We start from the raw sequence: 12,510 nt of genomic DNA, 5'->3' as shown, positions 1-12,510 counted from the left end.
GAGTTAGCTGCTATGTAGGCTAACTCTTTTAATGATAATCCAATTCAATTATTGGCCTTGTATACTTTTTGATCATATAACTTCCCAGGAATAGGCAAATACCTAAAGAGAACAGGATTAACATCATATAATGATTGGAAAAGTGGTTTAGAGCCTCATCGGAGATGAATTGCTGTGCAGATTTAATAATAAAACCGTGCAAGAGGTAAATATATAGAGTTCTCTCCCCAATGACTGTAAATAAATTGCCCTTCGACGGAACAATTGATAGAAAGCCGTAGGAAACAATCCCTGTTAATAAATACTGTAGTGAACGTATAATTCCGCCTGATAAATCCTTTACTCCCATACCTGCATAGGAGGTATCTCCCAACAGCCACGGAATGGCACCCTTAGGGAAAAAAGCGGCAAAAATTAATAAAGAAGATACAAGAATGCCTACACCAACCACTGGAGACAGGCGTTTTTTTAGAACTGCTTTTAGATGCTTTTGTTCTATTAAATATCCCAAAAGAAAGTATGGGAAAAATACCAAGGTCCTCGATAAGGATAAATAACTTCCTGCATGATTGAAATACCCAATACCTATTCCGATAGCGACTGCTAAGATAAATCCCTTCCATTTTAATTTTGCAAACACATATAAGAAAAGATTCCAGCAGCACATGCTTAAAAGATACCACAAGGTCCAATGCGGCTTCAGAAAATCGATTTTCAAACTGGATATCTCCCCATCGACATAATAGAACAGGGAATAAAGTGCTTGGAAAATTAAATAAGGCAAAAGAATTTTTTTAGCTATCTTAGCAAGATAGCCTTTTTTCCTAAACCCCTTAGAAAAATATCCGGATATAAAAATAAAGGCGGGCATATGAAAGAGAAAAATAAATGAATATAAGTTAAATAGTACATCATTATTTTCTTTTAAAGGACTGATTACATGTCCAAAAACAACTAGAAAAATCAAAAGAAATTTGGCATTGTCAAAGTAAAGACTTCTTTTTAAGCTGGAAGCCATAACAAAACACCCCCAACTTATTAATTATTAGACCCAAGTAATATCTTACAAAAAAATTATTACTAAATCATTACCGTTTTATAAAAATCTATAAACAATCAAATTTGTTTCTTCCATTTATCGATAAATGTGATTATATATCCACTCTTTGCAAATATAGGATAGGTTTACCTGCTATTACTCTTACTCAATAAATATTCCTATATTCTTTCTCCAAAAACCCCTTTAATTCGTTCTCAACCGACAGCATTTAACAACTATTTTTTCAGTATTTTTTCTCCAAGTTTTTTATGGTGATATTTCAATATAAAGCATGAATTTAAATTGAAAATTTCTAGCCCATATTTTTCAACTCTCCTAAAACTTTTATCTTAGGAAATTCTCCCTACTCTTTTAACCTCATAAAATAATAAAATTTCCTTCGAATTTTGAAATATTTGTAGGACGAATAAGTAATGAATTTTCATTTATATGACAAAATATTTTGACAATTTATTTTACAATAATCCTGTTTCCTTAAAAAATAGAGAGATTTCCGGAGGTGCACGCTTTGATTAATTGGAAAAAGCAGAAGTGGAAGAGAAATGTAATGATCATGACTGCTATGACTGGGCTAGGTTTCACAGTCCTCTACCCAGGATTCAGTACCCCAACAAGCGCAGTTGGGCAGCCCGATCTGCCACTGCCTAAAGAAGAATCAGCTTCACTTGTTCAGCTGGAAGTACCAAACCAGCAGGCAAAAGACAAGCTACTGGAACTGGGGATTGACCTTTCCCACCGGGCTGAAGAACATGATGGAATTTGGGATGTGGACGCTGTTGTTACACCATCGGAGATTGAAACGCTAAAGCTTTATGGTGTCAGGGTTAAAGATACTCTATTTACTGAAAAGGATTGGAATGCCAGAACGTCTGAAAGACAAACGGCTTTGCAGCAAGAGTCAAGCCTGGCTGCATCAGAGGATTCAATTAAAATCCTTCGCGCCAATTATTATACTAACCAGTCAGATACTTTTCTTTATATTGAGGCAAAGTCAAGCGCAGGAGCAGCTGCAAGTACAGCACTGACAGCAACCTGGACTGAAAATGGGGTTGAAAAATCAGCCACTTTAGACCGTCTGGTAGATGCCGGTGAATACTTATATCACTATTTAGAAATTCCTATTACCTCCATTCCCTCCTCGGTAAAGGTGGAAAGCAATCTTGGCGGAGCTGCCTCAAGCCCTGTTTCAGAGTGGCTTGGAGCGGACAAGCCTGGAAATCCGCAGACGCATTATATTAAAGACTTTGTGGATCATTATATGGATCCAACAGAACTTTACCAAAGAGCAGAGAAGCTTGCTAAGGAGTTTCCCAATTTAGTAGAAATTATTGATATGCCGAATAAAACAAACGGATACCGACGGCTCGCGCAGGCTATGTTAGGAGGTACTACAAACTCTTCAGTTGTAGTCTCTTCTAAGGCCTGGGGCTACCAAGGCGGTAATGACCTTTCCGTAGAGTTCAGAAATCCTAATGTTAACAACTCTTCTTTAAAAGTAACAATAGAGGGGAAAAAGATTTTAGTAGATTTAGCTACTGATTCATCAGGTAATGTTACAAGCACATCAAGGCAAGTAGTGGATGTTTTAAACAAAGAAGCAAGCCAGCTTCTATCTGCTGCTACCTATCGCGGCTATACTGGTTCAGGAATTGTTTCACCTGGAGCGGCTGCTTTGAACGATGGTTTAAAAGCCCCAGCAAACATCTCCCGTGATCCGTTCACGGTAAAAGCTATTCGAATTGGGAAACATCGTGATGGTTCCAAGCCAGGTGTACTCGGTTACGCTCAGGAACATGCTCGTGAGTGGGTAACACCTTTGGTAACGATTGAAACGGCGGAGCGCCTTCTTAGGAATTATGATCATGACGGTGAAACGAAGAAGCTGGTTGATAATCTTGATATTTTCCTAGTTCCGTCTACCAATCCTGACGGCGCCACTTACAGCTTTTATGATTACAATATGCAACGTAAAAATATGACAAATCACTGCAGTCCGGATAAATCTGATCCAGGGTATCGAAATCAATGGGGTGTAGATATTAACCGGAACCATTCGGTAGGTTCTGCTTTTGATGGATTTATCGGTGCGTCAACAACAAACTGTACAAGCACTACCTATGCAGGACCAGCAGAAACCTCAGAGCCGGAAGCGAAAAACATCGTCTGGCTTGCAGATAAATTCTCAAACATCAAATTTGCTATGAATATTCATAGCTATGGCGGATATTTCATGTGGTCACCAGGATCATATGATGCTAACCGTAAAACTTTACCGCGCCCATCTGCAGGTGAAGAAGCTTATTACTGGGCCGTCTCTGATATTATGTTAAACAAAATTCAGGACTACCGTGGCACCGTTATCCTGCCTAGCCGTACCGGCCCGGTTCCGGATGTTCTTTATTCCGCTGCAGGCAACTCCGCAGACTACTTATGGTATGAAAAAGGAATTTACGCCTGGGACTTCGAAGTTGGAGCTGATTTATGGAATAAGGATATAAAAAAATGGCAGCCAGTTGGGTTCCAGCCGCCATTCTCTGAAGGCCATGAAGAAGCAATGGAGTTTTCAAATGGTTTAATTGGTTTAATTCAGGTAGCCTACAACAATTCAAAAGACCATCAGCCGCCGTCATCAAAAGCAGTTCCTGAAAATGGAAAGTTTTCAAGCCCTGTAAATTTAGCTTTTGATACTAGCGAACCAGCTACCATCTACTACACTCTGGATGGCAGCCGTCCTACTTTTAAATCAGCAAAAATCAATTTAAGCGGAACCCGTGAATCTGCAGAATCTTTAAAGGTTGATAAAACAACTACCATTAAATGGTTCGCTGTGGACGCCGCTGGCAACATTGAGAAAAACTACAATCCTATTAGCAATGGAAATAATTATAATACCGCTGTGATAACGATCAAATAAGTTTTGTAAAAAGGGCAGGCCTTTTACGGGTCCGCCCTTTTAAACAACTATTATCAAGGAGGATCATAAATGAAAAAGAAAAAACTATTTCCTTCCATTTTAGCAACCTCTTTATCCCTTGGCGTTGTCACTTCCGCTGCATTAGCTGATGAGACTTCACCAACAGTTCCAACAACTCTTAATATTAAGCCCCCTGCATTTTTCATTGGGAACGGTCAGGACAAACAAAACTATTATGTTGATAAAATTCAGTTAAATTCAATTAAGCCAGTACCTGGTTTTGAAAGCGCAACCATTTTACATGGCATTCATAACGGGGCTGGATATTGGATTGAAGTCCCTAAGAACTGGAATGGAAAGCTTGTACTATATGCACATGGTTATCGCGGAGAAGGACCAGCTTTAACGGTAAGCGCTCCACCAGTTCGTACCGAGCTTCTTCAGGAAGGTTATGCGTGGGCAGCTTCCAGCTATAGTACAAACAGCTATGATGTAGAGTCAGGCGTAAAAGATACACATGCATTGAATGGATTATTTAGAAATCTGGTCGGCAACCCTACTCGTACTTATATAATGGGCCATTCAATGGGAGGACATATTACCGGCGTATACGCGGAGCAATACGGTGATGTGGATGCTGCAATGCCAATGTGCGGCGTAATGGGTGATTCGGAGCTCTTTGACTTTTTTACAGATTACGGGCTAGTAAGTCAATCCTTAACTGGCACTAATAAGGATCAACAACAGTTTGTAGCTGATGATAATTATTTCCAAGCGAAAGTACCTGAAATGGAACTGAAACTTGGAAATGGTTTAACGAAAGACCCGGTCACTGGTTCTTATGTCTTTAAGTCTCTAACAGAAGCAGGACAGAAGCTGGAAAAAGTGACTGAGAATCTTTCAGGTGGGAAACGCCCGTTATTTGATTTTTCCTATAAACATGCCTTTGACGATTTCCTTCTTCAAAGAATGCCTACGAACCCTGCATATAACCAGGCGACCGGCAATGTAATTAACAACACCGATTCGGTTTATCAGCTCGATGATAATCCAGCATTATCTCCAGAGGAAGTTGCTTTAAACAATAATGTTCTTCGAATTACAAATGATCCAAATGGCCGACATAAAAATGGACTGGCTGCGATTCCTGCAGTGACAGGTGATCTGAAGGTACCAACTATGTCACTCCATACACTTGGTGATCTCTATGTTCCGTTCTCCATGGAAGAGATTTATGCAAAAAGAACTGCTGAGAAAGGCAAATCCAATTTGCTTGTCACTCGTGCCATTCGCGGAATTGGACATTGTGAATTTACCAATCAGGAACAAATCAATGCTTTTAATGACTTAGTTGATTGGTCTGAAAAAGGGAAAAAGCCGGAAGGAGACAATGTCCTTGATCCAAAGGCAGTAGCTGATCCATACTTTGGAACACGCTTTACCTCCCAGCTCCGCCCGTATGACCCTTTGTACAAACGTTAAGACCAAATAAAAAGGAGGATTGTCCGAAATTAACGGGTTATCTTTTGTGGTGCAAAAGTCAATTTCACAATACATTTTTACCGTGAATTCACACATGAATTCACGTTTTTTATTTCCTTGATATTACTACACTCTTTGATGTTTTTATTAAATTCGATCAGGAATTCACATATCAATTCTCGAATATGGAAGTAATTATTGTACAGTGCGAATTTAACAGTGAATTTTCATGTGATTTTTACTGTGAATTACGAAGGATATTTATTTTAAGTAAGTTCTGTTATCTTTCGTTGTTGATTTACTTTATTAAGGGAGTCCTGTTGAACAAGTTGTAAATTTTACATTTTAAAGTATGTGCATTTCTTTGTAATGAGAAATGCTTTTTATTTTTATCAAAATTAAAAGGATGTTTTAATAACAATAATAATATAATGAAAAACAATATAAATTTATTGCGAAACAGTAAATACTGTAGTAAAGTCAAAACTGACATTAAATAATTGAGGTGCACTTTATGAAACGAGGAACAACACTCTTTTTGAAGATAGCTGTTATTCTTATTGGAATCCCAATTTTCGCTTTGTGCATATTTTTAGTGCCTAAGATTGGGGATTTTGCTGGAGAATTGTATCCAAAAATGTCTTATATGAAATCTCTCGTTTTAATCGATATGTACGCAGCAGCAATTCCTTTTTACTTTGCTCTGTATCAGGCTTTTAAACTTTTAAGCTATATTGATAAGAACCAAGCGTTCTCGGAATTATCGGTAAAAGCTTTAAAGCATATAAAATACTGTGCCATCACAATCAGTACCTTGTATCTGCTAGGTATGCCGCTCTACTATCTCATGGGGAAGAGAGTTGACCCTCCAAGTTTCATACCAATCGGATTGGTTATTATTTTCGCCTCTATGGTTATCGCCGTTTTTGCTGCTGTCCTTCAACATCTTCTAAAAGAAGCGATTAACATAAAATCAGAAAATGATTTGACGGTCTGAGGTAGAGGATATGGCAATTATTATTAATATTGATGTGATGTTAGCAAAACGAAAAATGAGCGTAACGGAGCTTTCGGAGAGGGTTGGAATTACTATAGCGAATCTTTCCATTCTGAAAAATGGAAAAGCAAAAGCGGTTCGTTTTTCAACATTAGAAGCGATATGCAAGGCTTTGGATTGTCAGCCAGGTGATATTTTGGAGTACAAAAGCGACGAAGACACTCAATAAAAATAGACAACAAATTTATTTAATTAAAGGTAGTCGATAGAGAATTTAAGGGATAGCCATAAAGCTATCCCTTCTTTGCGTTTATTGATGTTATTTAATCAGAGAATTCCATTGATATTAGTGACAAAAAATATGCTTCGATTTGCAATTTTTGCACCTCATAAGGGAACCCGTTAGTCAGAAATGACGTCCTCCTTTTTCACACCATTACTTTATTGCTACTGCCTTCCCAATATGCTCATCAAGAAAATCAGCAACTTCTGTATAGGCTGTAATATTGTTTTTGAGTTTAACAAAGAAATGTCCTTCGTCCTCAAAACGGATGTAATGGACAGGATGATTGCGGTCCTTTAATTCCTTTACCATCTGTTCAGTTTCTTCAATCGGCACACGCGGGTCATTCGCACCATGAAGCATCATGACAGGACATTCGATATCCTTCGTCCGGTGAATAGGATCAATTTCATCAAAGAAATCCCCGTCGATTTCGATGCTGCCATATTCCGCTTCCCTCAGCTTGCGGCGCCAAACACTGGTGTTTTCCAGGAAGGTTTTGAAGCTTGATATTCCGACAATATCAATAGCCGATGCCCATAGCTTTGGATAGTGTGTGATAGCTGCCAGAACCATGAATCCTCCATAACTGCGACCCATAATGGCAATTTTGTCAGGATTGGCATTTCCCTCTTCTTTTAACCAATCTACTAGAGAAGTCAAATCTTTAACAGAGTCCATTCTTTTTCTGGCATCATCCAGGTGAGTATAGCTTTTTCCATAGCCTGTACTTCCCCTCACATTCGGAGTACAAACGGCATAACCGCGGCTGAGGAAGTATTGCAGAAATGGATTGTAAACAGCGCGGATTTGCGATTCTGGACCCCCATGGACAAAAACGACTACAGGAAGTTTCCCTGAAGCATCTTTTGGTTTGTAATAAAAGGCAGGAATCTCCAGGCCATCAAACGATTTAAAAGAAACCAGCTCTGGTTCAACAAGCTGCTCTTCAACAACCGGCAGATTTGACACATAGGTAAGCCGCTGGATTTGTTTGGACTCCATATCCAGTTCCCAAATATCTGAAGGCTGAATAGCACTATTAAATACATAGGCCAGTTTTTTGCAGTCAGGCGAAAATGTAAATTCCTGTATAACCCCGATTGGTGTCTGCCATGAACTAAAGGAGTTATCTTCTATATGATAAAGAACTCCCTTTGAAATCCCGCCTGCATTCACTGTATAAGCTAACTGCTTTTTATCTCCGCTCATTACCAGGCCTTCAAGATCCCATTCTCTCCGGTCAAGCCATTTTATTTCCTTTGTTTTTATATTAAGAAAGGCAAGTCCTGTTAACTCCCGATCCTTATTGGTTAAAAAATAAAGATGGCTGCCATCTTGGCTAAACACCGGATCTTCAAATTTTGCTTCCTCTTCATGAGTGGTCAGCCAGGAAACCTCTCCCGAAGAGATTTCCAGTAAACCTAGATCATTATCAAGATTCGAATTTACTTTTTCAATCAGTAGCGAGCGCCCTTCTGGGGACCACTTCAATGCTTGATACATTCCATCCCCCTGAAAAACCTCCTTGATTTCAAGTGTTTCAAGGTTTTGAACATAAATATCAAAATGAGCAGCCTTCCGTCTATTGCTCGCCCAGGAAATCCACTTCCCATCAGGAGAACTGCCGCCATACTGGTGGATATGGTCTAACGAATCCGTGAGGTGCAGCAGGCTTCCATCGTCCTGTAATAGGAATAGCTGCTGTTTTTCATTAACACCAACGTCCATCCCTATAATTCTTTTAGAAGTGCCTGATATATAACTGACAAACATAATTCTTTCTTCAGTAAATGAACTTTGTGATGGCCAGCCTCCGTTTAAGTTCAGTTCCCAAACCTGCGGCAGGCCTGTATAATTAGTAACAAAACTAATTTTGCTCCCATCCGGATGGTAAACTGGATTACTTGCAGTACGTACATGCAAAAATGGCTGAATGCCGATGCTCATGTTCTCCCCCCTTTTCTGTTAAGCCTCTATATTTTCCACTTTTTGCTCTAGGGCTGAAGGCAATCCCAACAGCATGTATGCCATATGAACAATGCCCTGTTCAAAATCCTGAAGGCGAATCGATTCATTCGGCGCATGCGCTTTTGACTGGACCCAGCCTACACCCGTGCTGACAACCGGAAGCTGAAGCTGTTCCCCGAAAATATACATTGGCCCTGTTCCGGCAGAATTCGGTGCCAGGACGCTTCCTGCCTCATATACCTCATTAGCAGTGGCGATTACATGTTTAATGAATGGATGATTAAAATCAGATCGGTAAGCCTTCTGCCCATTTAAAGAAGTTACCTTAACATCATGGAAACCATGCTTTTCCAAGTGTTTTTCAACACATTCTAAAATATAGTCCGGATCCTGCCCCGGAACTAATCGGCAATCCACTTTGGCTCTGGCGTTTTTAGGAAGAACGGTTTTAGAGCCTTCGCCTGTATAACCGCTGACTATTCCGCAGATGGTCATGGTTGGTTCAAAAACCATCGCTTCCCGCGGGTCTTGTCCTTTTGCAGCTGTAATAAGAGGACGCTTCAAACCATAAAGCCTGCTTACTCCCTCTTCATCGAAAGGAATAGCATGAACAGCTTCTAACTCTTCCTCTGTTGGCGGGATGATTCCATCATAAAAACCTTCAACTAAAATCTCATTTTGCTGATTTTTCATAGTGGCAAGAGCCTGAACAAGCCTCCATGCTGCGTTATCCACATAGGCTCCGACTGAGGAATGCATGTCGATATCTGCACCAGTACAGCTTAGCTCCAGGTAAGCCATCCCTTTTATTCCGGCTACCATACTAATTCTTTCTTCTTCATCCTTGCCGCCGAATTCCCAGATACAGGCATCGGCTGCGAATAAATCTTTATATTTCACCAAGTAAGGCTCCAGATTGGGACTTCCGATTTCTTCTTCCCCTTCAATCATGAACTTAATATTGCAAGGCAGTCCCCCTGCAGCCTTTTGCAGGACCTTAATCGCGGTCAAACGGGCAACCAGGTCACCCTTGTTGTCTGAAACCCCTCTTGCAAAAAGAATTCCATTTTCGACAACCGGGTTGAACGGCTCTGAATTCCATTCGTCCAGTGGCTCAGGCGGCTGGACATCATAGTGGTTATAAAATAGTAAAGTCTTACTTGAATTTCCTTGTTCTCCAGCTGCAAAAAAGGCATAAACGACCGGATTGCCTCCCAAATCATCTAGCACTTGTGCCTCTCCACCAGCATCCTGAATCATTTTAACAACATACTCAACTGTTTCTGGAATGGCGGAATTTTGAGCAGAGATCGTTGGAAGTCTTAAATATTCCCTTAAAGTTTCTACTGAATCAGATACTAGCTCTTTCGATTGCTGTTTTAATTCTTCTAATTGCGGCTTAACCATAGGACTGCCCCCTTTTTAAATAATATATTATTATTTCGTTAATCGAAGAATAACTCCTTCTTTTTTTCGAAATATTCTATAAAAAATATGTTTTATTAAACTTGTTTGTTAATTTTCGCTAATGGGACTCGCTTTCCGCTCCAATCAACATAGTCTAAAATCAACAATATTCTTTAAACAAAAAAGAGACAGAAACCTGTCTCCCGGAAATTTACTTTTTAATTAAAAGTGGCTCACTTACATTTTCTACCCCAACCAACCCAAGCATGGTTAAAAAGATTTTTTGAACCCCATAAAAGGCATTGGTTGGATCGTAGTATTCTTCGAGCGTATGGCATCCGCCAAACTTCCCTCCACCGCCAAGCGTAACGGCAGGAACTCCGAGGCTGATTGGAACATTTGAATCAGTGCTGCTTGGTTCATCCAAAATGGGCTCAAAGCCAAGTGCTTCCGCAGATGCAAGGGCTGCCTGCACGATTACACTGTCCCCGGGCTGAGAGCCAGCAGGCCTGTCACCTACAAGTTTAATATCTACTTGAATATCATTTGTTTCCCATCGTTTATTTTCATCGTCAGCAGCCATTTTTAAAATATCAATCACTTTATCTTCTAAAGCTTTTAAAGCATCTGGCGATACGGAACGCATATCAATCAGCATTTCCGCTTTTGCCGAAATGGTATTAACAGAGGTTCCCCCATTGATCGTTCCAACATTAAAGGTTGTTTTCGGCTCTTTCGGCGTTTGGATGTCACTTATTTTAGCAATGGCCCTTCCCAATGCATGGATAGCGCTTGGCTTTCCAAAGTCTCCAAAACTATGCCCGCCCGTTCCGGTATATGTAACATGATACCTGCGGCTTCCTGTTGCAAGATAGGTAATGCGTTCAGGACTCCCGGGCTCGATAGAAATAAACCCATCAATATCCTTTCTGTTTTCAAAGAGTGCCTTCACGCCATTTAAATCCCCTAATCCCTCTTCACCAACGGTTGCTCCAAAAATAATATCTCCTGTTGTTTTTATATTCGCCTTTTCTATTGCCCTTAACAGAGTAAGTACGGAAGAAAGCCCTCTGCCATCATCAGCAATTCCAGGTGCGTAAATCCTGTCATCCCTCAGTTTCGCTTTTACATCCGTCTTCATGGGAAAAACAGTATCAAGATGCCCTGCAACCACCAGCTTGGGTCCATTCCCTGTTCCCGGTCTCACTCCAAACACATTCCCCTGACTGTCGATCTCTACATTTTTAAGTCCGTATTCTATTAATCTTTTTTGATACTCCAGGCCGCGCTCCTGCTCCTGAAACGTTGGGGCCGGTATTTCTGTTAAAGCGATTTGCTCCTGGGTGGTATAATCATTATCCTCTTCCAAAAAATCAAGCCCTGCTTTTACATTTGGATTGTTAATCAATACCTCAAAAACTACTTTTGTTTGTGTCATAACTTTTCCCCTCCTTAGAAATTACACGATAATTCTTATTTTTTATTATAAGGCTTTGTTAAACTTAGTTGTTGATTTTCGCTCCAAGACACTCGCTTCAATCAACATAGATAAAAATCAACACAGTTCTTTAACAAAACCTATTAGAAAATAATTATAGAGAAGATTAATACTTTTAAAGTTCTCAAAACAAAAAGCGTCCCCATTTTAAATTGGAGACGCCGTGATGTACTATTTTACAAGATTATCAATAACCTCATAATCAATCGTATACCATTTGGTTTTGTCCATCTTGTAAGGGTTGAAATTATTTGAAATCACTACCCCCTCCTTTTCCAATGATTGCATCGTCCGTTTGATGGTACTTTCCGACAAGAATGGAAAATGAACCTTCCAATCCTTATATGTATTGTAAATCCACTTTTTCCCTTCAATCACATCAGACCTTTTTCCAATAATGAATGAATCTGCTGTAAAATAATGGCCTCATTTATTCCAAACTTTTTGCCAGTGAAGGTAATACCAATAAAGCCTCTTCATTCAATAGTAGTTCTGCCATTTAAACCGCTCCCTTTTATTATATTGGAAGGGTCGTGCCGCCATCTCGAATGGTTCAACCCTTTCATCTTCTATATACAAAAAAAACGATAAAAAGGTAAGGGTGAAATCAAAAAATTTCAAACTAAAGATTCAGGTTTGAAAAATATACCACCATGAGGTTTTCGTTTTTGATGATGAACAAAAGAAGCAAACATGACACTTATGTGAAACTTCCTCATTCAGCCTTTCCGGCCAGCTCCCTTAAACCTAAAATGAATATAGAATAGTATGTGAAATAATGAGCATATTTAAGGGGAGATTTAGACCAAGGTCCAATATAACTGGTTAGAAGCCATAAATGTTACAGAAGATATGTTAATGAATACGGATAGACGTTTACCTGAGATATGAACAGTCT

At 39.6% G+C, this 12,510-nt stretch carries 8 protein-coding genes; 4 read left to right on the top strand and 4 right to left on the bottom strand.

Annotated features, from left to right (window positions below):
- Positions 1-28: 28 nt before the first annotated feature.
- Positions 29-1,018: an acyltransferase family protein gene (locus G8761_RS12750; RefSeq protein WP_166027215.1), complete on the bottom strand. Its 990-nt coding sequence runs from the start codon at positions 1,016-1,018 to the stop codon at positions 29-31.
- A gap of 550 nt (positions 1,019-1,568) precedes the next feature.
- Between G8761_RS12750 and G8761_RS12745 the strand changes: the two genes are divergently transcribed.
- The 4 genes from G8761_RS12745 (at position 1,569) to G8761_RS12730 (ending at position 6,682) form a co-directional block, all read left to right on the top strand.
- Positions 1,569-3,974 (top strand): M14 family metallopeptidase, encoded by a 2,406-nt coding sequence (locus G8761_RS12745; protein ID WP_166027213.1) that lies wholly within the window; start codon positions 1,569-1,571, stop codon positions 3,972-3,974.
- Between the two features lie 69 nt (positions 3,975-4,043).
- Complete coding sequence (locus G8761_RS12740; RefSeq protein WP_166027211.1) at positions 4,044-5,456, top strand: alpha/beta hydrolase family protein; 1,413 nt, start codon at positions 4,044-4,046, stop codon at positions 5,454-5,456.
- 514 nt (positions 5,457-5,970) lie between these two features.
- A complete protein-coding gene (locus G8761_RS12735) occupies positions 5,971-6,453 on the top strand; it encodes a DUF2975 domain-containing protein (RefSeq protein ID WP_166027209.1) in 483 nt (160 codons plus the stop codon).
- A gap of 10 nt (positions 6,454-6,463) precedes the next feature.
- Positions 6,464-6,682, top strand: coding sequence for a helix-turn-helix domain-containing protein (locus G8761_RS12730; protein WP_166027207.1), 219 nt, complete (start codon positions 6,464-6,466; stop codon positions 6,680-6,682).
- Between the two features lie 207 nt (positions 6,683-6,889).
- On the opposite strand, the gene G8761_RS12725 is transcribed toward G8761_RS12730, so the two are convergent.
- From G8761_RS12725 to G8761_RS12715, 3 genes are all read right to left on the bottom strand, one after another.
- On the bottom strand, positions 6,890-8,686 hold the full coding sequence (locus G8761_RS12725; RefSeq protein ID WP_166027205.1) for a S9 family peptidase: 1,797 nt from the start codon (positions 8,684-8,686) through the stop codon (positions 6,890-6,892).
- Between the two features lie 18 nt (positions 8,687-8,704).
- Positions 8,705-10,114, bottom strand: coding sequence for a M20/M25/M40 family metallo-hydrolase (locus G8761_RS12720; protein WP_166027203.1), 1,410 nt, complete (start codon positions 10,112-10,114; stop codon positions 8,705-8,707).
- Between the two features lie 211 nt (positions 10,115-10,325).
- A complete protein-coding gene (locus G8761_RS12715) occupies positions 10,326-11,552 on the bottom strand; it encodes a M20/M25/M40 family metallo-hydrolase (RefSeq protein ID WP_166027201.1) in 1,227 nt (408 codons plus the stop codon).
- Positions 11,553-12,510: the final 958 nt, after the last annotated feature.

It is taken from the genome of Neobacillus terrae (genome assembly GCF_011393025.1).
Taxonomy (GTDB): domain Bacteria; phylum Bacillota; class Bacilli; order Bacillales; family Cytobacillaceae; genus Neobacillus_A; species Neobacillus_A terrae.
Note: the sequence above shows the minus strand (reverse complement) of the source record. Positions and strands in the feature narration are given on the sequence as shown.